Origin of the sequence: Streptomyces sp. NPDC058008, from assembly GCF_042886395.1 — a bacterium.
GTDB lineage: Bacteria > Actinomycetota > Actinomycetes > Streptomycetales > Streptomycetaceae > Streptomyces.
Genome location: NZ_JBHVQX010000009.1, coordinates 23,714 through 45,925, shown reverse-complemented (window position 1 = coordinate 45,925; position 22,212 = coordinate 23,714). Strand labels below are relative to the sequence as shown.

Below are 22,212 nucleotides of genomic sequence, written 5' to 3'. Positions count from 1 at the left end.
GATGTACCAGGAAGAGGGCGACACCATGGACGGCGGTCCCGCGGCCGGGGCGGAGGCGGCCGCGCGAGCGGCGGCCACGGGACCCGGGCTCGCACACCTGCTGGTCAGCCTCCAGCTGACCGACTCCGCCTTCCCCAGCGGCTTCTACACCCTCTCGCACAGCCTGGAGGGCTTCGCCCACGCCCGGGCCGTCGACTCCGCCACCCTTCCCCTGCTGCTGGAATCGATGATCCTGCACGGCGTCGGCCCGGCCGACGCCACCGCACTCGCCCTCGCCCACCGCGCCTGCCGGGCGGGGGACCCCGGAGCCGTGGCCGCCGTCGACGAGCACCTGTTCGCCACCAAGCTGGGACAGGAGATGCGGCGGGCCGCCACCCGTACGGGGCGCCAGCTCCTCGACCTGGCGAGCGAGGTCTTCGACCGGCCGGAGATCGACGACTACCACGCACGGGTCGAACGCCGCGAGGTCCCAGGAACCCAGGCCGTGGCGGCGGGAGTCGTCTACGCGGCGACCGGAGTACCGGTCCGCCAGGCCGTCGCCTCCGACCTCTTCGCCTTCTGCGCGAGCTTCGCCGGAGCCGCCCTCCGGCTGCGGCTCACCGACCACCGCAAGGCGCAGAGCCTGCTCCACGGAGCCGCCCCCGTCATCGAGGAGGCCGTCGAGGCGGCGCTGCGCCGGGAACTGCCCGACGTCGGCGCCACCCTCTACGCCTCGGACATCATGTCCGGCCGTCACGAGCGGGCCGAAGCACGGCTCTTCGCCAGCTGAACACCCCCGGCACACCCCCCTGACACCCACGAGCCAAGGAGCATCATGGACGACAACGTACTTCGGGTCGGCATCGGCGGACCCGTCGGATCGGGCAAGACCGCGCTCATCGAGGCACTCGTGCCCCTGCTGGTCAAGGGCGGCCGTATCCCCTCGGTCATCACCAACGACATCTACACGCAGGAGGACGCCCAGCACATCCGGCGCACCCTGGACGGCGTCCTCGCACCGGAGCGCGTCGTCGGCGTCGAGACGGGGGCGTGCCCGCACACCGCGGTGCGCGACGACCCGACGATGAACCTCGCGGCCGGCGCCGAGATGCTGGAGCGCTTCCCCGACACGGACACGCTCTTCTACGAGTCCGGCGGCGACAACCTCACGCTCACCTTCAGCCCCGCGCTCGTCGACCTCTTCGTCTTCGTCCTGGACACCGCGGAGGGCGAGAAGATGCCCCGCAAGCGGGGGCCGGGCATCACCGACTCGGACCTGCTCGTCATCAACAAGATCGACATCGCCAGGTACGTGCGCACCGACATCGGCGTCATGGAGTCCGACGCCCACCGGGTCCGCGACAACCGCCCGGTCGTCCTGACGGACTGCCTGACCGGGACCGGTGTCGACGACGTCCTCGCCTACATCGAGTCACGCCGCAAGGTGCTGATCTGACGTGCCGCCCGCCCCGCTCCGGACCAGGCCGGACCGTCTGGACCCCGGTTACTACAGCGCCGTACGCCTCCCTCCCGAGGTGGCGGCCCTGGCCTCCGTACCGGACACGCTCGCCCCCGGCTCCCCGGCCAAGGTGGGCATCCTCGACCTGGCCTTCGCCGTGCGGGGCGGGCGCACCGAACTCGTGGAGCGCTACCAGAAGGCCCCGTTGCAGATCATGCGGCCGCTCCGGACCGACCCCGCCCTGCCGGGCATGGCCTACGTCTGCCTGATGGCCACCGGCGGCGGTGTCGCCCAGGCGGACCGCTACCGGATGGACTTCCGCTGCGGCCCCGGCACCGAGGTCCACCTCACCACCCAGGCCGCCACCAAGGTCTTCCGGATGGAGCACGACTACGCGAGCCAGCGCGTGCACATCACGGCGCACGAGGACTCCTACGTCGAGTACCTCCCCGACCCCGTGATCCCGTTCAAGGACGCCCGCTTCTACCAGCGCACCGAGGTCACCGTCGCCCCCGGCGCCACCGTCCTCCTCGGCGACACCGTCACGGCCGGGCGGCTCGCGCGCGGCGAACGCCACGCCTACCGGGTCGTCGCCGCGGACCTCCACATCACCCGGCCCGACGGCACACTCCTCGCCGTCGACACCCTGCGCCTGCGCGCGGACGAGGCCGGCCCGGGGGCCGGGGTCACGGGGCCGGGGGTCTTCGCCGGCCACGACCACGTCTGCTCGCTCTTCGTCGTCAGCGACCGGGCCCCGGCCACCGTGATCGCCGACACCCTGCACACGGCACTGGCCGGGCACGGGGTCCTGTACGGGGTGAGCGTCCTGCCGCACGACTGCGGCGCGTGGCTGCGGCTCCTGGACGACAGCCCCGTCCGGGTCGCCGCCGCGCACACCGCCGCCTGGCACGCCGTGCACCGGCTCCTCACCGGCCGTCCGGCGCCCGCCGTCCGCAAGCCGTAGCGCGCACCCCCCGACCCGACGACACCCACGAGGTACGCCGATGAACACCGCTCCCGCGCCGATGCCGCCCGCGTACGACTCCGGGGACACCGCCTGGCTGCTCGCCGCCACCGCCATGGTGCTGCTGATGACGCCGGGGCTGGCGTTCTTCTACGGCGGCATGGTGCGCACCAGACACGTCCTGATGATGATCAAGATGAGCTTCGCCGCGCTCGCCTTCGGCACGCTCGTCTGGTGGGCCATCGGCTACACCCTGGCGTTCGGCCCCGACGTCGGCGGCGCGGGACTCATCGGCGGCCTCGACCACGCGTTCATGAACGGCATCGGGCTGACCACGCTGACCGGCCACATCCCCACCTACGTCTACAGCACGTTCCAGATGGGCTTCGCGATCATCACCGTCGCGCTGATCAGCGGCTCGATCGCCGACCGCGCCACGATGCGGGGCTGGCTCGTCTTCGTCGTCCTGTGGCTGCTGATCGTCTACGTCCCCCTCGCGCACTGGGTGTTCGACGACGACGGCTGGATCGTCGGCCACCTCGGCGCGCTCGACTTCGCCGGCGGTCTGCCCGTGGAACTCAACTCCGGGGTCGCCGGCCTGGCCGTGGCAGTCGTCCTGCGGGCACCCCGCGACTTCGCCCGGCGTGAGGAGCGGCCCAACAACATCCCGCTCGTCGTGATCGGCGCCGGACTCCTCTGGTTCGGCTGGTTCGGCTTCAACTCCGGTTCCGCGCTGAGCGACCAGGGCACCGCCGCCGCCGCGTTCATCAACACGCAGCTCGGCGCCGCGGGCGCCATGGTCACCTGGCCGCTGGTCGAGAAGTGGCGCACCGGCAGGGTGACCACCATGGGGGTCGTCTCGTCCGCCATCGCCGGCATGGTCGCCATCACGCCCGCCTGCGGCGAGATCGACACCCTGGGGGCCGTCATCACCGGGCTCGTCGTGGGCGCGGTCTGCGCCTTCGCGATCACGCTCAAGTACCGCTTCGGCGTGGACGACACGCTCGACGTGGTCGGTGTGCACGGGGTCGGCGGATTCATCGGGCTGATCATGGTCGGTCTCTTCGCCACCGGACGGATCAGCGGACACGAAGGGCTCTTCGAGGGCGGCGGCTGGGCCCTTCTGGGCAAGCAGCTCGTCGCGATCGTGTCCGTCATCGCGTTCTCCTTCATCCTGACCTGGCTCATCGCCAAGGCCGTCGACCTGACCGTCGGATTCCGGGCCGGTGACGCCTACGGCCACGTCCCCGGCGAGGAGGAGGAGCGCGCCTACGACTTCCGGACCGCCGAGCGGCTCGACGACCTCGTGTCCGGCGCGGGCAAGCCCGGCACGGCCGTGAAGGACGACGAGGACCTCGTCCGGAAGATCACCGCGCTGCTGCGGGCCAGGGGCACACGGCTCTGACCGGCCGCGGGTCCCGGGGCGCGATCCGGCGCCCGCACCCGGGAGCGATGATGGAGACGTGCGATTCGAACCGATCACCTGGGAACGGCTGGGGGAGGCCCTCGCCGCCCACGCCGACGCACTCCGTCCGGCCGACGGCGGGCCCTGGCTGAGGATCGGCGTGGACGGTGCTCCCGCCGCCCGCCCCGAAGAACCGGCCGCCCGCCTCGCCGACGCGCTGCGTGCCCGGGGGCGCCCGGTGCTCACCGTGTCCACGGGCGGCTTCCTGCGCCCGGCCAGCCTCCGCTACGAGTACGGCAAGGAGGACCCGGACTCGTACGCCGACGGCTGGTTCGACACCGGGGCGCTGTGGCGCGAGGTGTTCCGCCCGCTCGAACCGGGCGGCAGCGGACGGGTCCTGCCCGACCTCTGGAACCCCGTCACGGACCGGGCGACCCGCAGCCCGTACCAGGCGCTGCCCGAGGGCGGGGTGCTGATCCTGCACGGGCCGCTGCTCCTCGGACAGTGGTTCCCGTTCGACCTCGGTGTGCACCTGAGCCTCACGCCGGGCGCGCTGCGCCGTCGTACGCCGGAGGCCGAGCGGTGGACCCTGCCCGCCTTCGCACGGTACGAGGACGAGACCGGCCCGGCCGCGCGCGCGGACGCCGTCGTACGCGCCGACGACCCCCACCACCCGGCGTGGACGGGGATCGGCGGCTAGGGCAGGGCCTCACGGTCCGGTGCCGCGCACCTGCGCCGGGTGATCTGGGCCCGGGCGACCCGTCAGGCCGTCCGGCGGGGGGCCCGGGTGACCCGTCAGGCCGCCCGGTCAGGGGCCGCCCGGCGGGGGGCCTGCGCGGCCCGGCACCCCGTGCGGCGGGGGCCTGCGCGGCCCGGCACGCCGGGTGGTCGGGGGTCGGCGTGACCTGTCAGACCGTCCGGCCGGGGCCCGCCCGACCCGTCCAACCCGGCGGCCCCTGACCGCCTCGGCCCGTCACACCGGGCGGCCCGGGCCTGCGTGACCCGTCAGACCCGTCCGGCCGGTGCCTGCGTGACCTGTCAGACCGTCCGGCCGGTGCCCGCCCGGCCCGTCCAACCCGGCGGCCCCTGACCGCCGCGGCCCGTCACACCGGGCGGTCGGCCTGCGTGACCCGTCAGACCGTCCGGCCGGTGCCTGCGCGGCCCGTCACACCGGGCGGCCCCTGACCGCCGCGGCCCGTCACACCGGGCGGCCCGGGCCTGCGTGACCCGTCAGACCCGTCCGGCGGGGCCTGCGCGGCCCGTCAGACCGTCCGGCCGGGGCCCGCCCGACCCGTCCAACCCGGCGGCCCCTGACCGCCGCAGCCCGTCCAACCGGGCGGCCCCCGACCGCCGCCGCCCGTCACACCGGGCGGCCCCCGACCGTCGCGACCGCTTCCGCCCCTGCCCGGCAGCCCGCCTCGGCCGCCGCGACGTCGTCCGCCCCGGCGACGAGGGCCGCGAGGAAGCCGCCGGTGAACGCGTCCCCCGCACCCGTCGAGTCGACCGGGGCGGGGACAGGCGCCGCCGGCACCCGGGCGGTCACCCTGCCGCCGGCCGCCAGCAGGACACCCCGGTCCCCGAGCGTCACGGCGACCCGGCCGGCGTGACGGCTCAGTTCGGCCGCGGCGTCGGCGGGGTCCGGCAGCCCGGTCAGCTCACGCGCCTCGGCCGCGTTGGGCAGCAGCAGGTCGATCCCCCCGACCAGATCCAGGAAGGCCGCCGAGCCCAGCCCGGCGAGGAAGCCGGACGAGGCCGGATCCACACTCACCGGCACGCCAAGCCGCCGTGCGTCCCGCAGCGCGAGCGCCGCGGTGGCCCGGCTCGTCGGCCCGAAGAGGAGGTAACCGGACAGGTGGAGCCGGGCGGCGCCGTCCAGCAGCGAGGGCGACCAGTCGGCGGGGGAGAGGCGCAGGACCGCGCCGCTGTCCGAGAGGAAGGTGCGCTCGGCCGAGGAGTCGACCAGCGCGACCACCGTGCCGGTCGGAGCGTCCTCGTCCACGTGCAGCAGCGGGCGGACACCCGCCCGCCGCAGCGCCTCCCGGTGCCAGGCCGCCGAGTCCGCCCCGGCCCGGGCGAGCAGCCGGACGTCCCCGCACCCCGAACGTGCCGCCCAGCAGGCCGCGTTGGCCCCCGCACCGCCCGGCAGCGTGGTGATCCGCGCCGGGGTGTCGGTGCCGTGGAGCGGCTCCGACGCGTGCCGTACGACGACGTCGGTGACCACCTCGCCGACCACCAGCAGTCCGCCTCCGGCCGCCGCGCTCACCGGGCGGCCGTCGCCACCGCGATCCGGGCGGCCAGCCGGACGTTCCCGCGCACGGCGGCGAGGTTGGCCTCCAGGGAGGCACCGCGGGTCTCCCGCATCAGGTACTCCAGCAGGAACGGCGTGACGGCCTGCCCGGTGATCCCCTGCTCCCGGGCCGCCTCCAGGGCCCCGGCAAGCACCCGGTCGTGCACCACCGGGTCCAACTGCTCCGCCTCCGGTACGGGGTTGGCGACGATCAGCGCCGTGGAGGGGCCGCCCAGCTCCTCCCGGGCCCGCATCACGTCGGCGACCTCCTGCGGGCTGCGGACCGTCCAGTCGACCGGCTCCCCGGAACTCGACAGGTAGAAGCCGGGGAAGTGCTCCGTGCCGTAGCCCAGCACCCCCACCCCGAGTGTCTCCAGGCGTTGCAGTGTGGCGGGCACGTCCAGGATCGACTTCACGCCCGCGCACACCACGGTGATCCCGGTCCCGGCGAGCAGCCGGAGGTCGGCGGACTCGTCCTGCGACCGGATCCACTCGCGGTGCACCCCGCCGAGCCCGCCGGTCGCGAAGACCCGCAGACCCGCCCGGGCCGCGAGGAACGCCGTGGCGGACACGGTGGTGGCCCCGCTCGCGCCCAGGGCCAGGGCGGGGGCCAGGTCGCGGTGGCCCAGCTTGCGTACCCGCGGGTCCTCGGCGACCCGCTCCAACTGGGCCCTGTCCAGGCCCACATGCGCCGTACCGTCCAGCACGGCGACCGTCGCCGGCACCGCACCCGCCCTCCGTACGAGCTCCTCCAGCTCCCGGGCGACCTGGAGGTTGCGGGGGCGCGGCAGCCCGTGCGCGATGATCGTCGACTCCAGGGCGACCAGGGGCCGCCGTTCCTCCAGGGCCTCCCGCACCTCCGCGGAGAGTGCGAAGACGCTTCGGCCGGTTTCCTGCGGCAGCGGTGCCGATGGATTCTGAGGCATGCCCCATCCCTGTCGCGGGCACGACGGCCGCAAACCCCCGGCGGCCGGGCGGTCGGTGGCGTGACCGGACGACGGCGGGGGAGCGGGCGGGCGGAGGCCCTGCGCGGCGGTTCCGCGCGCCGTGCCGTCCTCCCCGCGCCAAGACGGCCCCGACGCGGAAGGCGCCGGAGCCCGTACGGCAGGGGAGTCCCCCCCCGGGAGCCCGGGTCGCCGTCCCCATGCGGCAAGGGCTCCGCCACCCGCCGTCCTCGCGGTGCGCGGGCCGCGGAGGGGCGGCCCCGGCCGGCGGGCCCGCCCGCACCCGCGTACGCCCCCGGGCAGCGCGGTGACGCGCCCCGCAGCCGGTGTGCGGGCCGGCGCTCAGAACAGGGGCTGCGGGAGTATCCCCTCCAGCGCCAGCAACCGCCGCTTCGTCTCCAGCCCGCCGCCGAAACCGCCGAGTCCTCCGCCGCTCTCCACCACCCGGTGGCACGGGACCACCACCGGCAGCGGATTGGCGCCCATGGCCGCCCCCACGGCCTGGGCGGCGTCCGGCCTGCCGGTCCGGGCGGCCAGGTCCCCGTAGCCCACGACCGTCCCGTACGGCACGCCGGACGCCAGCTCGCGGAGCACCTCGCGGTGGAAACCGGCGCTCAGCGACCAGTCCAGACCCAGCGTGAACTCCCGCAGCTCACCGGCGAAGTACGCCGCGAGCTGCCGCTCAGGCCCGGCCAGCAGCGCGGAGCCCGGCGCCTCCGCCGGCTCCGCGCCCAGCCGCGCCCTCAGCCGCCCGAGCACCTCGTCCCGGACCGCCGGGCCGGCGTGGAAGGCCACCGTCACCAGACCCGCGGGGGTCGCGGCGAGCAGGAGCGGGCCGATGGCGCTCGGCACCACGGACCACTCCACGACCCGCTCGTTCTTCTCCATGCGGCCCACGGTACGGCCGGCCTCCGACAACGCGGGGCGAAACGGCTCAGCGGGTGGCGTCCCGGACGGTGTCGGGGTTGTTGGTGATGATGCCGTCCACGCCGAAGCCCGCCACCTCCCGCGCCTTGGCCGTGTCGTTCACCGTCCAGGTGTTCACCCGGAGCGGCTTGCCGTGGGCGCCCTTCAGCTTCTGCACCGCCGCGACGTAGTCGGCACCGATGGTCGTGTACGACGGGTTGATCTGGTCGGTGAACGCCGCGTACGACGGCAGATCCGCCACCGCGGGAGTTCCCAGGAAGCCCGTGACGACGTCCGGGCGCTGGGCGTGGACAGTTTTCACACTCTCTGCACCGAAGCTCTGGATGACCAGCCTGTGCTTGACGTGACCCCGGTCGAGCCAGCCCTCCTCGCGCAGGACGCGCAGGGTCTCCTTCTCGATGCCGGGGTAGAGCTCCGGGCTCTTGATCTCCAGGAGGAGCTTCTGGTGGTTGCGCTCGATCCGGTGCAGGTACTGCTTGAGCGTCGGCACCCGCGCCCCCGCGAACCCGGCGCCGAACCAGCTGCCCGCGTCCAGTCTCGCGATCTCCTTCGCGGTGAAGTCCTTGACCGCCCAGGGCGCCCGCCCGGGGAAGACCTCCTCGGCGTCGGTCGTCCTGCTCAGCGTGGTGTCGTGCACGACGACCAGCACACCGTCCTTGGTGAGCTGCACGTCGTTCTCCACCCACGCGATCCCCAGGCCGTCGGCCGCGTCGACGGCGGCCAGGGTGTTCTCCGGGGCGTAGGCGGAGGCGCCCCGGTGCGCGTAGACGACCGGGCTGTCGTGCGAGCCCGTGGCCTGCGCCTGGGTGGCGGGCAGCAGGACACAGGCGCCCAGCAGAGCGGCGGCTGCACCGGAGGCGGTTGCTGTGCGTACGGACACGTGTACTCCTCGCGTCGAGATGCGGACAGGCAGAGACTCCCATCCGATCCCCAACACAGGGGAGGGGGATGATGGCCATGTTGTGAACGGAAGATCGGGTACCGGATCCCCGGAGGGCCCAGAGGCGGATAAAATGCCGCTCTTATGTTTGCTTGCCGGGCCTTGCCCTTTAGGGTCACCCCGAACCCGGGCACACCGCGAAGGGCGTACCAGCATGCAGGGCACAGTCGACGGATTCACCTACGGCCTCGTGACACCCGTCACGGCGTTCCTGATGGCATGCCTGGGCGCCGCACTCGGCCTGCGCTGCACCACGCGGTCCCTGCGCGCGCGGGGCGCGTCCAGGGCGGGCTGGCTGGCCCTCGGGGCGACCTCCATCGGATCCGGCATCTGGACGATGCACTTCATCGCGATGCTGGGCTTCAGCGTCCGTGAGGCACCGGTGAGCTACGACCGGCCCCTCACCTACGCCAGCCTCGCCGTGGCGGTCGGCATGGTCGGCGTCGGCATCTTCCTCGTCGGCTACCGGGGCGCCACGCGCATGGCGCTGGTCACCGGAGGGATGATCACCGGCCTCGGGGTCGCCTCCATGCACTACCTCGGCATGGCCGGAATGAACTTCGAAGGACTGTTCGAGTACGACACCCTCACCGTCGCGCTCTCCGTCGTCATCGCCGTGGTGGCCGCGACCGTCTCCCTGTGGGCCGCCGTCTCCATCCACGGCTTCCTGCCCAGCCTCGGCGCCAGCGTGGTCATGGGCGTCGCCGTGAGCGGGATGCACTACACGGGCATGGCCGCGCTCCGGGTGCACCTGCACCCCGACGCCGTACCGGCGTCGCCCGGCGAGGCACCCACCTCGCTCCTCCTGCCGATGATGATCGGCCCCGGCTGCTTCCTGCTGCTCGCCGCCGTGGTCGTGATGATCGACCCGATGGTGGTCACCGGCGGCCCGGAAGGGGCCGGCCGTCCGGCCGGGCAGGCGTTCGCGCGCGGCGGCCCGACGACCCCGGTCCCCGTCCAGCGCCGCCGCACCCCGTCCTACGCGACCACCGCGCGCAGGCCCTCCCGGCAGCCGCGGGGCCGCTGATCCCCGGCCGTTGTCAGTGGCTGGCCGTACGGTGGACACATGCGGCCAGTCTCGAAGATCGAACGTTCGGTGGCGCCTTTCGAGGTCGTCAGTCCCTACCAGCCCAGCGGCGACCAGCCCGCGGCCATCGCGGAGCTGGACCGGCGTGTCCGCGCGGGTGAGAAGGACGTCGTCCTGCTCGGCGCGACCGGCACGGGCAAGTCGGCGACGACCGCCTGGATGATCGAGAAGCTGCAGCGCCCCACCCTGGTCATGGCGCCCAACAAGACACTGGCCGCCCAGCTGGCCAACGAGTTCCGCGAGCTCCTCCCGAACAACGCCGTGGAGTACTTCGTCTCGTACTACGACTACTACCAGCCCGAGGCGTACGTCCCGCAGTCGGACACCTACATCGAGAAGGACTCCTCGATCAACGAGGAGGTCGAGCGCCTGCGGCACTCCGCGACGAACTCGCTGCTCACCCGCCGCGACGTCGTCGTGGTCGCCTCCGTCTCCTGCATCTACGGCCTGGGCACCCCCCAGGAGTACGTGGACCGGATGGTGCAGCTCAAGGTCGGCGACGAGATCGACCGTGACCAGCTGCTGCGCCGCTTCGTCGAGATCCAGTACACCCGCAACGACCTCGCGTTCACCCGCGGCACCTTCCGGGTGCGCGGCGACACGATCGAGATCTTCCCGGTCTACGAGGAGCTCGCCGTCCGCATCGAGATGTTCGGCGACGAGATCGAGGCGCTTTCCACCCTCCACCCGCTCACCGGCGAGGTCATCAGCGAGGACGCCGCGCTCCACGTCTTCCCCGCCAGCCACTACGTCGCGGGCCCCGAGCGCATGGAGAAGGCGGTCAGCGGCATCGAGAAGGAGCTGGAGCAGCGCCTCGCCGAGCTGGAGAAGCAGGGCAAGATGCTGGAGGCCCAGCGGCTGCGCATGCGCACCACCTACGACATCGAGATGCTCCGCCAGATCGGCACCTGCTCCGGCGTCGAGAACTACTCGATGCACTTCGACGGCCGCTCTCCCGGCACCGCCCCCAACACCCTCCTCGACTACTTCCCCGAGGACTTCCTCCTCGTCCTGGACGAGTCGCACGTCACCGTGCCGCAGATCGGCGCGATGTACGAGGGCGACGCCTCCCGCAAGCGGACCCTCGTCGACCACGGCTTCAGGCTGCCCTCCGCCCTGGACAACCGCCCCCTGAAGTGGGAGGAGTTCCTGGGCCGGATCAACCAGACCGTCTACCTCTCCGCCACCCCCGGGAAGTACGAGCTGTCCCGGGGCGACGGCTTCGTCGAGCAGATCATCCGGCCCACCGGCCTCGTCGACCCGGAGGTCGTCGTCAAGCCGACCGAAGGGCAGATCGACGACCTGGTCCACGAGATCCGCGAACGGACCGCCAAGGACGAACGCGTCCTGGTGACCACCCTCACCAAGAAGATGTCCGAGGACCTCACGGACTACTTCCTGGAGCTGGGCATCCAGGTCCGCTACCTCCACAGCGACGTCGACACCCTGCGCCGCATCGAGCTGCTGCGCGAGCTGCGCTCCGGTGAGTACGACGTCCTGGTCGGCATCAACCTCCTCCGTGAGGGCCTCGACCTGCCCGAGGTGTCGCTCGTGGCCATCCTCGACGCGGACAAGCAGGGCTTCCTGCGCTCCGGCACCTCGCTGATCCAGACCATCGGACGCGCCGCCCGTAACGTCTCGGGGCAGGTCCACATGTACGCCGACAAGGTCACCCCGGCGATGGCGCAGGCCATCGACGAGACCAACCGCCGCCGCGAGAAGCAGATCGCCTACAACACCGAGCGCGGGGTGGACCCGCAGCCCCTCCGCAAGAAGATCAACGACATCGTCGCCTCCATCGCCCGCGAGGAGGTCGACACCGAGCAGCTGCTCGGCAGCGGCTACCGGCAGGCGAAGGACACCAAGGCGCCCGTCCCGTCGCTGGGCGGCAAGGCCGCGGCGGGAGGCGGGGCGAAGAAGGGCGGCGCGGTGGTCACCGACCGGCCCGCCGCGGAACTCGCGGGGATCATCGAGGAGATGACGGACCGCATGCGGGCCGCCGCCGCCGACCTGCAGTTCGAGGTGGCCGCCCGGCTGCGCGACGAGGTGGGTGAGCTGAAGAAGGAGCTGCGCCAGATGAGGGAGGCGGGGCTGGCCTGACCCGTGGGGGCCGCAGTGTTGCAGGACCGACACAAAAACGGCCCACCACTCCTTTTCCCCTCCCGGGACTGCGTAGGGTGCGGGGAAACCGCACACCGACGGGTGCGGGGCAAGCGGAGAGGGGACAGCGCGTGACGGTCAACATGACCAAGGGCCAGGCCATCAGCCTTCAGAAGAGCGACGGGGGGACCCTGACCGCGGTACGGATGGGGCTCGGCTGGCAGGCGGCTCCGCGCCGCGGGCTGTTCGGCTCGCGCACCAGGGAGATCGACCTGGACGCCTCGGCGGTGCTCTTCGCCGACAAGCAGCCCGTGGACGTCGTGTTCTTCCGTCACCTCGTCAGCGACGACGGCTCGGTCACGCACACCGGCGACAACCTGGTCGGCGGCGCCGGCTCGGGCGGCGACGACGAGGCGATCCTCGTCGACCTGCAGCGGGTCCCGGTCCACATCGACCAGATCGTCTTCACGGTGAACTCGTTCACCGGCCAGACGTTCCAGGAGGTGCAGAACGCCTTCTGCCGCATCGTGGACGAGACCAACGGACAGGAGCTCGCCCGCTACACGCTGGACGGCGGCGGCCAGTACACGGCGCAGATCATGGCGAAGGTGCACCGTGTGGGCGGCGGATGGCAGATGACCGCCCTGGGCAACCCGGCCAACGGCCGGACCTTCCAGGACCTGATGCCGTCGATCCTGCCGCACCTGTAGTCAGGGCCCGGGCGCGCGCCCGGCCCGCGATCCGAACGAGCAGCTCCCGGAGGCACCCGCCGCCGGGAGCTGCGCCCGTCGCAGGGCACCACACCGAACGTCGAGGGGACAGGGCGATGACGGCCGAGCTGGTCCGGGGGCAGAACCACACCTTGCCCCAGACCCGTCTGGAGATCAGGGTGTCGGCGGGCACGCCCGTCGTGGCCGGGGCCACCCTCGGCGACGAGCGGGGCACGGTCCCCGGTGCCGAGTGGGTCGCCCACCCCGCGTCGCACCGGGTGCCCGGACTGGAGGTGTCCAGGCAGGCGGCGGCCGACCACCGGCTGGCCGTCGACCTGGACGCGCTGCCCGCCGCGGTGCACCGGGTCACCGTGCTCCTCGCCCTGCCCCTCGGGGCGGGACGGCCGGCCACGTTCGGTGCCGTCGCGGCGCCCTTCGTCGCCGTCACCGGGCTCGACGGCACCGGGATAGCGACGTTCACCCTCACCGGTCTGGACACCGAGTCGGCGGTGACCGCACTGGAGCTCTACCGCCGCCAGGGCGCCTGGAAGGTCCGTGCCGTCGGCCAGGGCTACGCCGCGGGACTCGCCGGGCTCCTCGCCGACCAGGGGGTGGCCGGGGCCGCGGAGCTCGCCGCTTCCGTCCAGGAGGCCGTCGCCTCCGGACTCGCACGCTCCGTGACGCCGCCGCCCCGCACCCCCGACGACGAGAGGGTGGGCCACCCGGCCGGTGCTCCGGCCCCCGGAGGCGGCAGGCCGCCCGCGACGGCGGCGGACACCCCCGTACCCCCGGGCGGCTCCGCACCCCCGCGCACGGCCGCTCCCGGCGGCCCCATCGACTACGCGCACCCCGGGCGCCGTACGTCGGCGCCGCCGCCCCCGCCGCCCACGGCCCCGCCCGCCGCGCCCGGACAGTCCCCGCGGCCCGTCGCCGGTGACGCCACCGGCTGGTCCATGGACGAGCGCCTCTACAACCAGATCTGGGGCATGTTCGAGGACCTGGCCCGCGCCGTCGCCGCGTACCGCAGCGCCGTCGACTTCGCCGGGTCCCGGATGGACCGGGAAATCGACCAGGTCCTGTCCGACCCGCGCGGCCGCGCCGGCGGCCAGGGCGACCGCGCCCGAGCCGAGGCCCGCGCCAAGCACGACGAACTCACCGGCCGGGCGCGCGAGGCGCTCGAACGCGACCTCGCCCAGCTCGCCGCCGAGTCCGCGGTCGTCGAGCCCGCCCTCCCCGCGGCCTTCGCGGGCTGGGACAACCCCGTCTGGCACGCCTACCGCGTCCCGATGGAGATCCCGATGGCCCTGCGCCTGGGCGACCTCCACCTGCCCGAAGCGGACGCCCTGCGCATCCCCCTGCTGGTGCGTCTCCCCCTGGAACGCGGTATCTGGGTCGACAGCGGGCGTACGGCTCCCGGGGCGGCCACCCCGGCGGCCGGCGACCAGCCGCGCGTGGCGGCCATGGAGACCGCCGTCACCCTGGCCGCGCGACTGCTCGCCGTGTACCCCGCGGACGAGTTCTCCGTGCACGTCATCGACCCGGCCGGTTCCGCCGCCGGTCCGCTCGCGCCCCTGGTCCGGTCCGGGGTCCTCGCGGGGCCCGCGGCCGCCGGGGCGGAGGGCGTCTCCTCGGTGCTCGCCCACCTCACCCGGCGCGTCGACCTGGTGCAGATGGCGCTCAGGGCCGGGGCCGCGGACGCGCTGCCCCCGGACGTCGACACGGGGGAGCACCTGCTGATCGTCAACGACTTCCCGCACGGCTTCGACGACAGGGCCGTCACCCAGCTGCGCTACCTGGCCGACGAGGGCCCCTCGGTCGGGGTGCACCTGCTGATGGTGGCCGACCGCGAGGACGCCCACGCCTACGGCCCGGTGCTCGACCCGCTGTGGCGTTCCCTGCTGCGGATCACCCCCGTGGCCGGTGACCACCTCGCCGACCCCTGGGTGGGCCACGCCTGGACGTACGAACCGCTGAGGGTGCCTCGGGGCAGCCGCGTCCTGGAAGAGGTGCTCGCGCTGGTGGCGGCGGCACGCGGCGGTGGCCGTCACCGGCCCCGGTGACGGGCCGGTCGACTACCTACCGCATGGCCTCTGAGCTGGGCTTTTGATCATGACTTGGCAATGACTTTACCGTTTCTTGGTGCTTCGTGTACTGTTCTTGGTGCGGAGGGGAGTACTCCCGATCGCGGCGTTCCCGTCAGTACGGACTGTGACCGGTCCCGGGGCGCCGGCCCGGCGCGCATCAGGCGCTCCCGGGTGGAAGAGACCTCCGGCAGCGACGACGCTGATCTATAGCCGTAGCGAACTGCCGGAGGCGCAGTGGACGTTTCATGGACCCTCTGGGCGCTGACCATTTTCGGTCTGTGTGCCCTCATCGCCGTCGACTTCTTCATCGGGCGCAAGCCCCATGACGTGTCGACCAAGGAAGCCGGAATCTGGACCGTCGTCTGGATCGCCCTGGCCGTCCTCTTCGGACTCGGCCTGCTGGTCTTCGGCGACAGCCAGGCCTCGGGCGAGTTCTTCGCCGGCTTCATCACCGAGAAGTCGCTCAGCGTCGACAACCTCTTCGTCTTCGTCCTGATCATGGCGAAGTTCTCGGTGCCCTCCCACCTCCAGCAGCGGGTGCTGCTCGTCGGTGTGCTGATCGCACTGGTGCTGCGCGCGATCTTCATCGCGGCCGGTGCCGCGGTCATCGCCAACTTCTCGTGGGTCTTCTACATCTTCGGCGCGTTCCTGATCTACACCGCCTGGAAGCTGATCCAGGAGGCGCGGGCCGGCGAGGAGGAAGAGGAGTTCGAGGAGAACCGTCTCCTGAAGTCGATCGAGCACCGCTTCGGTGTCGCCGACCGCTACCACGGGACCAAGCTCTTCATCCGGAACAACGGCAAGCGCGTCCTGACCCCCCTGATGGTGGTCATGCTCGCCATCGGCACCACCGACGTGCTGTTCGCGCTGGACTCCATCCCGGCGATCTTCGGCCTGACCCAGGACCCGTACATCGTCTTCACCGCCAACGCCTTCGCCCTGATGGGCCTGCGTCAGCTGTACTTCCTCATCGGCGGTCTGCTGAAGAAGCTGGTCCACCTCAGCTACGGGCTCTCGGTGATCCTCGGGTTCATCGGCGTCAAGCTGGTGCTGCACGCCTTGCACGAGTCCGGGGTGCACGTCCCGGAGATCTCCATCCCGTTCTCCCTCTCCGTCATCTGCGGCGTCCTGGTGATCACCACGATCACCAGCCTCATCGCCAACAAGAAGCAGGAAGCCGCGGAGAAGGACGCCGGGAAGGACGAGCAGAAGGACGACAGCGAGAACGTCGGCGCGGAGAAGTAGCGCCGCACGGACACGACGACGGCCGGGGCCCCCTGAGGGGCACCCGGCCGTCGGGCGTCGCCGGGTTCACCAGCCGCGTTCGCGCCACACGGGCAGCTGCGGGCGCTCGGCCCCGAGCGTGGTGTCGTGACCGTGGCCCGGGTAGACCCAGGTCTCGTCCGGCAGGCGGTCGAAGAGCTTGGTCTCCACGTCGTGGATCAGGCTCGCGAACGCCTCCGGGTCCTGGTGGGTGTTGCCCACGCCGCCCGGGAAGAGGCAGTCCCCGGTGAATACGTGCGGCGCCCCGTGCGGGTCGTCGTAGACCAGGGCGATGGACCCCGGGGTGTGTCCGGTCAGGTGCCTGGCGGTCAGCGCCACCCGGCCCACCCGGATCGTGCCGCCGTCCTCGACGAGCTCGTCCGTCGTGACCGGGATGCCCTCGGCGTCGTACCTCCCGGCGTACGTCCGCGCCCCCGTGGCCGCGACCACCTCGCCGAGGGCCTGCCAGTGGTCACCGTGCCGGTGCGTCGTGACGACGGACGCGATGCCGTCCTCGCCGATCAGCCGCAGCAGGGTCCCGGCCTCGGCGGCCGCGTCGATCAGGAGCTGCTCGCCGGTGGCCCGGCAGCGCAGCAGATAGGCGTTGTTGTTCATCGGGCCGACGGCGACCTTGGAGATCATCAGATCCGTCAGCTCGTGCACATCCGCAGGTCCGCCGACCTTGACCGTTCCGCTGTACGTCATGTGACGCAGCCTATAGCGGGGGCAGCGTGGGAAGGCCGCCGCCTTCGACGGCGAGGGCGGAGCCGTCACGGCGTCCGCAGAGCCAGCCGAGGATGTCCGCCTCGGTGCCCCGGACGGTGACCGGGTCGCCCTCCGCCCCGCCGCCCGTGGTCCACAGCCGGCCGTCCTCGGTGACGGCGGTCGTGGCGACGACGCCGGGGTGCCCCGCGAACCGTTCGGCGAGGAAGTCGTTCTCCCGGATCACGAACTCCTCCGGCAGGTCCTCCAGCTCCAGGCCCACCCCCAGGTCGACGTGGTGCAGCTCGACCTCGACCCAGCGGCGGAAGGGGATCCGGGACGCCGAATCCGTCACACCGTTGCGCAGCGCGACCGTGCGTGACCAGTCGGCCGGCTCCCCGGCCGCCGCCAGGAAGGCCGCCCCGCTGGAGCGCAGGTCGGCGAGCTGCTCGGCCAGGGGCCGGGGCGCGTCACGGGCGATGTCGGCGTCCCGGGTTTCGCTGTTCGCGTACATCGGGCGCCCCTGGAGAACATTTACGAGGGCGTCGGCGTTACGTGACAGGTGGGCAAGGACATGGCCCCGGCTCCAGCCCGGCAGCCGGGACGGCCCGGCGACGGCGCCGTCGTCCATCCTGCCCGTGGCACCGAGCAGCCGATCGGTCGCTTCACGTACAGCTTCCAGGTCGCGCGCATGATCAGTCATGGGCCGAGCGTAGACCTCGCCACTCATTCGGGTGATGGAGTCTCCGCTCGACCGTAAATCGAATGCGCGTGCTATACGCTCGGAGTCGAAAGCTTCGTACATCGCTGTGGCGCCCCCCATACCCTGGGACAGGGGCTCAGTTCCCCCACTTCTCTCCAGAAAGGTGCGGACCGGCGTGGCCGACCGTCTCATCGTCCGTGGCGCGCGCGAGCACAACCTGAAGAACGTCTCGCTCGATCTCCCCCGTGACTCCCTCATCGTCTTCACCGGGCTCTCCGGATCGGGCAAGTCGTCGCTCGCGTTCGACACGATCTTCGCCGAGGGCCAGCGGCGCTACGTGGAATCGCTCTCCTCGTACGCCCGGCAGTTCCTCGGCCAGATGGACAAGCCGGACGTGGACTTCATCGAAGGCCTCTCGCCCGCCGTCTCCATCGACCAGAAGTCGACCTCGCGCAACCCGCGCTCGACGGTCGGCACCATCACCGAGGTCTACGACTACCTCCGGCTGCTCTTCGCCAGGATCGGCAAGCCGCACTGCCCCGAGTGCCACCGGCCGATCTCGCGCCAGTCGCCGCAGGCCATCGTCGACAAGGTGCTCGGCCTGCCCGAGGGCAGCCGCTTCCAGGTCCTCTCCCCGCTGGTGCGCGAGCGCAAGGGCGAGTTCGTCGACCTCTTCGGCGACCTCCAGACCAAGGGCTACAGCAGGGCCCGGGTGGACGGCGAGACGATCCAGCTGTCCGAGCCGCCCAAGCTCAAGAAGCAGGAGAAGCACACCATCGAGGTGGTCATCGACCGCCTCACGGTCAAGGACAGCGCCAAGCGCCGGCTGACCGACTCCGTGGAGACGGCCCTCGGCCTCTCCGGCGGCATGGTCGTGCTCGACTTCGTCGACCTGGAGGCGGACGACCCCGAGCGTGAGCGGATGTACTCCGAGCACCTCTACTGCCCGTACGACGACCTCTCCTTCGAGGAGCTGGAGCCCCGTTCCTTCTCCTTCAACAGCCCCTTCGGCGCCTGCCCCGACTGCACGGGCATCGGCACGCGCATGGAGGTCGACCCGGAGCTGATCGTCCCGGACGAGGACAAGTCCCTCGACGAGGGCGCGATCCACCCCTGGTCGCACGGCCACACCAAGGAGTACTTCGGCCGCCAGATCACCGCGCTGGCCGAGGCGCTCGGGTTCCGTACGGACATCCCCTGGGCCGGACTGCCGCAGCGCGCCAGGAAGGCGCTGCTGAACGGGCACAAGATCCAGACCGAGGTCCGCTACCGCAACAGGTACGGGCGCGAGCGCGCCTACACCACCCCCCGCTTCGAGGGCGCCGTCCAGTACGTCAAGCGGCGCCACTCCGAGGCCGAGAGCGACTCCAGCCGGGAGCGCTTCGAGGGCTACATGCGCGAGGTGGCCTGCCCGACCTGTGAGGGCACCCGGCTCAAGCCGCTGGTCCTCGCGGTGACGGTGATGGAGAAGTCCATCGCCGAGGTGGCCGCGATGTCGATCAGCGAGTGCGCCGAATTCCTCGGCCGCCTCAAGCTGAACGCCCGCGACAAGAAGATCGCCGAGCGGGTCCTCAAGGAGGTCAACGAGCGGCTGAAGTTCCTCGTCGACGTGGGCCTGGACTACCTCTCGCTGAACCGCGCCGCGGGCACCCTGTCCGGCGGCGAGGCCCAGCGCATCCGGCTCGCCACCCAGATCGGGTCCGGACTCGTCGGTGTGCTGTACGTCCTGGACGAGCCGTCCATCGGCCTGCACCAGCGTGACAACCACCGGCTGATCGAGACCCTGGTCCGGCTCAGGGACATGGGCAACACGCTCATCGTCGTCGAGCACGACGAGGACACCATCAAGGTCGCCGACTGGGTCGTCGACATCGGCCCCGGCGCGGGAGAGCACGGCGGCAAGGTCGTGCACTCCGGCTCGCTGAAGGAACTGCTGGCCAACGAGGAGTCGGTCACCGGTCAGTACCTCTCGGGCAAGAGGGCGATCGCGATGCCGGACGTCCGGCGTCCCGTCGACCCGAAGCGCCTGCTCACGGTGCACGGTGCCCGGGAGAACAACCTCCAGGACATCGACGTCTCCTTCCCGCTGGGCGTGCTCACGGCCGTCACCGGTGTCTCCGGCTCCGGGAAGTCGACCCTGGTCAACGACATCCTTTACACCCACCTGGCGCGCGAGCTCAACGGCGCCAAGTCGGTGCCCGGACGGCACACCCGGGTCGACGGGGACGACCTCGTCGACAAGGTCGTGCACGTCGACCAGTCGCCGATCGGCCGTACGCCGCGCTCCAACCCGGCGACGTACACCGGAGTCTTCGACCACGTCCGCAGGCTGTTCGCCGAGACGATGGAGGCGAAGGTGCGCGGCTATCTGCCGGGCCGGTTCTCCTTCAACGTCAAGGGCGGCCGCTGCGAGAACTGCTCCGGCGACGGCACGATCAAGATCGAGATGAACTTCCTGCCCGACGTGTACGTCCCGTGCGAGGTCTGCCACGGTGCGCGCTACAACCGGGAGACCCTGGAGGTCCACTACAAGGGCAAGTCCATCGCCGAGGTCCTGGACATGCCGATCGAGGAGGGCCTGGACTTCTTCGAGGCCGTCCCGACGATCGCGCGTCACCTCCGCACGCTCAACGAGGTGGGCCTCGGCTACGTCAGGCTCGGCCAGTCCGCGCCGACGCTCTCCGGCGGTGAGGCACAGCGCGTGAAGCTGGCGAGCGAGCTGCAGAAGCGCTCCACCGGGCGCACGGTCTACGTCCTGGACGAGCCGACGACCGGTCTGCACTTCGAGGACATCAGCAAGCTCATCTCGGTGCTGTCGGGCCTGGTCGACAAGGGCAACACGGTGATCGTCATCGAGCACAACCTCGATGTGATCAAGACCGCCGACTGGGTCGTGGACATGGGCCCCGAGGGCGGTAGCGGCGGTGGCCTGGTGGTCGCCGAGGGCACCCCCGAACACGTCGCCTCGGTGCCGGCCAGCCACACCGGGAAGTTCCTCCAGGAGGTCCTGGGGGCCGACCGGATCGGGGAGGCCGCGGTGCCCGCGGCCCGCAAGGCCCGCAAGGCGCCCGCGAAGAAGGCCGTGGCAGCCAAGGCGACCACGGGCCGACGGACGGCGACGGCCAGGACGACGGGCAAGGCTGCCGCCGAGCCGCCCGCGCCGAAGAAGGCCGCCCGCGCGCGGAAGGCCTGACACCGGCCGTCCGGGGCGGCACCCTGCCCGGGGTGCCGCCCCGCTGTCCGTGTCTGCCTGTTTATTCGTTTGTCCGTTCCGGGCGTTCGACGGTGCGTTGTGTGTTCCGGTCGTTCCACGGCGCTGTCCGTTCCGGACGGACGGTCCATGGCGTGTGGTGCGGTCCACGGTGCGTTGTGTGTTCCGCTCGTTCCACGGCGCGTTGTGCGCTCCGGTCGTTCCACGGTGCTGTCCCGGTTCCGGACTGGTCGACGGCGCTACCCGTTCGAGTCCTTCCACGGCCTTCCGGCAGGTCCGGTCACCGTGCGGGCTGCCGGCCGCCTACGGGGAGTGCTGCGGCCGGCTGCACGCGGGCACGGCCCCGGAAGGACACCTCGGGCCGTGCCGTCCGCCCGCTCCGCGGGCCGTCCGCGGGCCGGGCCGTCCGTCCGGCGCTCTCCGGGGCCGGTAGAAGGAGCGGCGTTCTCCGTCGGTATCGTCGGGTCTGTCGCCCATGCCTTCAGGTGCGGCCCGTGCCCGGGATCCGTGGCACCCGGTGCCCGGACGGTGACGGCGGCTCTCTGTTCCCCCGACCAGTGGAGACCGCATGTCCGGCCTGCCCGCCGCCCGCCGCACCGTACTGAAGGGCGCCGCTCTCGCCGGTGCCGCAGGGCTGGGAGCGGCGGCCTGTTCGACCGAATCGAAGCTCGGCCACGCGCAGACGCCCACGCCCACCGCGCCCGTCGAGCTCGGCGCCGCGGACGAGGTCCCGGTCGGCGGGGCGAAGCTCTACCGCGAGCAGCGGGTCGTCGTGAGCTGCCAGGCAGCAGGCCAGTACAAGGCCTTCAGCGCGCAGTGCACCCACGCGGGCTGCCTCCTCGACAAGGTCGAGGGCAACGAGGGCAACTGCCCCTGCCACGGCAGCCGCTTCGACATGACCACCGGCAAGGCGCTCCAGGGCCCCGCCACGGTGCCGCTGCCCTCCGTCCCGCTGAAGCTGGAGGGCGGAAAGCTCGTCGCGGGCCCCGAAGCCTGACCCCCGCCGCCCTCGCGGGCCCCGGCGTCCGGAGCACCAGGGCGTGCCCGCCCCGGCACCTGACCCCCGCCGTCGCGGGTTCCCGCACCTGGAGCGCGTGGCCGTGCTGGGCCATTCCGCCCGGCCCACGCTGCCGTCCGCGGCGCCCACGCTGCCTGCCCTGGTGCCCGGGCCGGGCGGCCCGGGCACCAGGCTCACGCTGCGGGTCCGGTCCCGGCCCTCTGACCCGCGCTCCGGTCCTCGGCCCCGGCGCCTGTGTCGCGTGGTCGTGTGCGGTCCCGGCACCCGGCTTACGTTGCCGGCCCTGGTCGTCGGCTCCGGCCCCCGGACCGCGTACCGTGCTCGGTCTCGGCCTCTGGCCCGCGCTGTTGTCCTGGCCTCGGCGCCTGTGTCGCGTGGTCGTGTTCGGTCCCGGCACCCGGCTTACGTTGCCGGCCCTGGTCGTCGGCT

Annotated in this window: 18 protein-coding genes; 12 read left to right on the top strand and 6 right to left on the bottom strand. The window is 72.3% G+C overall.

All coding sequences use genetic code 11. From position 1 onward, the window contains the following. The first annotated feature begins 1 nt into the window (after window position 1). The 5 genes from ACFVS9_RS11315 to ACFVS9_RS11295 are packed head-to-tail and all read left to right on the top strand — an operon-like array spanning window position 2 to window position 4,507. Window positions 2–769 carry an urease accessory protein UreF gene (locus tag ACFVS9_RS11315; RefSeq protein WP_389931530.1) on the top strand — a complete coding sequence of 256 codons (768 nt, stop codon included), beginning with the start codon at window positions 2–4 and terminating at the stop codon, window positions 767–769. 45 nt (window positions 770–814) lie between these two features. Then, window positions 815–1,435, top strand: a complete 621-nt coding sequence (gene ureG, locus ACFVS9_RS11310) for an urease accessory protein UreG (RefSeq protein ID WP_383115155.1) — start codon at window positions 815–817, stop codon at window positions 1,433–1,435. A gap of 1 nt (window position 1,436) precedes the next feature. After that, window positions 1,437–2,402 (top strand): urease accessory protein UreD, encoded by a 966-nt coding sequence (locus ACFVS9_RS11305; protein ID WP_383115154.1) that lies wholly within the window; start codon window positions 1,437–1,439, stop codon window positions 2,400–2,402. Window positions 2,403–2,442: 40 nt separating this feature from the next. Next, window positions 2,443–3,807: an ammonium transporter gene (locus tag ACFVS9_RS11300; protein ID WP_383115153.1), complete on the top strand. Its 1,365-nt coding sequence runs from the start codon at window positions 2,443–2,445 to the stop codon at window positions 3,805–3,807. Between the two features lie 58 nt (window positions 3,808–3,865). Continuing rightward, on the top strand, window positions 3,866–4,507 hold the full coding sequence (locus tag ACFVS9_RS11295) for a uridine kinase (protein WP_389931527.1): 642 nt from the start codon (window positions 3,866–3,868) through the stop codon (window positions 4,505–4,507). Window positions 4,508–5,167: 660 nt separating this feature from the next. On the opposite strand, the gene ACFVS9_RS11290 is transcribed toward ACFVS9_RS11295, so the two are convergent. From ACFVS9_RS11290 to ACFVS9_RS11275, 4 genes are all read right to left on the bottom strand, one after another. Then, window positions 5,168–6,070 carry a carbohydrate kinase family protein gene (locus ACFVS9_RS11290; RefSeq protein ID WP_389931525.1) on the bottom strand — a complete coding sequence of 301 codons (903 nt, stop codon included), beginning with the start codon at window positions 6,068–6,070 and terminating at the stop codon, window positions 5,168–5,170. After that, a complete protein-coding gene (locus ACFVS9_RS11285; RefSeq protein WP_389931524.1) occupies window positions 6,067–7,020 on the bottom strand; it encodes a pseudouridine-5'-phosphate glycosidase in 954 nt (317 codons plus the stop codon). The genes ACFVS9_RS11290 and ACFVS9_RS11285 overlap by 4 nt, the downstream gene beginning before the upstream one ends. Before the next feature lie 360 nt (window positions 7,021–7,380). Continuing rightward, entirely contained in the window at window positions 7,381–7,926 is a 546-nt protein-coding gene (locus ACFVS9_RS11280; RefSeq protein ID WP_389931522.1) for a methylated-DNA--[protein]-cysteine S-methyltransferase, read from the bottom strand. Between the two features lie 46 nt (window positions 7,927–7,972). Further along, window positions 7,973–8,845, bottom strand: a complete 873-nt coding sequence (locus tag ACFVS9_RS11275; protein ID WP_389931520.1) for a glycerophosphodiester phosphodiesterase — start codon at window positions 8,843–8,845, stop codon at window positions 7,973–7,975. A 214-nt stretch (window positions 8,846–9,059) separates the two neighbouring features. On the opposite strand from ACFVS9_RS11275, the gene ACFVS9_RS11270 reads away from it, so the two are divergent. The 5 genes from ACFVS9_RS11270 (at window position 9,060) to ACFVS9_RS11250 (ending at window position 16,131) form a co-directional block, all read left to right on the top strand. Next, window positions 9,060–9,932 carry an MHYT domain-containing protein gene (locus ACFVS9_RS11270; RefSeq protein ID WP_389931518.1) on the top strand — a complete coding sequence of 291 codons (873 nt, stop codon included), beginning with the start codon at window positions 9,060–9,062 and terminating at the stop codon, window positions 9,930–9,932. A gap of 39 nt (window positions 9,933–9,971) precedes the next feature. After that, window positions 9,972–12,092, top strand: a complete 2,121-nt coding sequence (uvrB, locus tag ACFVS9_RS11265) for an excinuclease ABC subunit UvrB (protein ID WP_383115146.1) — start codon at window positions 9,972–9,974, stop codon at window positions 12,090–12,092. A gap of 131 nt (window positions 12,093–12,223) precedes the next feature. After that, a complete protein-coding gene (locus ACFVS9_RS11260; protein ID WP_383115145.1) occupies window positions 12,224–12,802 on the top strand; it encodes a TerD family protein in 579 nt (192 codons plus the stop codon). A 116-nt stretch (window positions 12,803–12,918) separates the two neighbouring features. Then, window positions 12,919–14,862, top strand: coding sequence for a TerD family protein (locus ACFVS9_RS11255; protein ID WP_389931516.1), 1,944 nt, complete (start codon window positions 12,919–12,921; stop codon window positions 14,860–14,862). A gap of 258 nt (window positions 14,863–15,120) precedes the next feature. Continuing rightward, a complete protein-coding gene (locus ACFVS9_RS11250; RefSeq protein ID WP_383115143.1) occupies window positions 15,121–16,131 on the top strand; it encodes a TerC family protein in 1,011 nt (336 codons plus the stop codon). 66 nt (window positions 16,132–16,197) lie between these two features. Here ACFVS9_RS11250 and ACFVS9_RS11245 read toward each other — a convergent pair whose 3' ends face one another. Further along, complete coding sequence (locus ACFVS9_RS11245) at window positions 16,198–16,854, bottom strand: MBL fold metallo-hydrolase (protein WP_383115142.1); 657 nt, start codon at window positions 16,852–16,854, stop codon at window positions 16,198–16,200. Window positions 16,855–16,864: 10 nt separating this feature from the next. After that, entirely contained in the window at window positions 16,865–17,554 is a 690-nt protein-coding gene (locus tag ACFVS9_RS11240; protein WP_383115141.1) for a maleylpyruvate isomerase family mycothiol-dependent enzyme, read from the bottom strand. A gap of 175 nt (window positions 17,555–17,729) precedes the next feature. Here ACFVS9_RS11240 and uvrA point away from each other — a divergent pair, with 175 nt between their 5' ends. Together uvrA and ACFVS9_RS11230 are read left to right on the top strand one after the other, a co-directional pair. Then, window positions 17,730–20,747, top strand: a complete 3,018-nt coding sequence (gene uvrA, locus ACFVS9_RS11235) for an excinuclease ABC subunit UvrA (protein WP_383115140.1) — start codon at window positions 17,730–17,732, stop codon at window positions 20,745–20,747. Between the two features lie 586 nt (window positions 20,748–21,333). Beyond that, window positions 21,334–21,762: a Rieske (2Fe-2S) protein gene (locus tag ACFVS9_RS11230; protein ID WP_389931514.1), complete on the top strand. Its 429-nt coding sequence runs from the start codon at window positions 21,334–21,336 to the stop codon at window positions 21,760–21,762. Window positions 21,763–22,212: the final 450 nt, after the last annotated feature.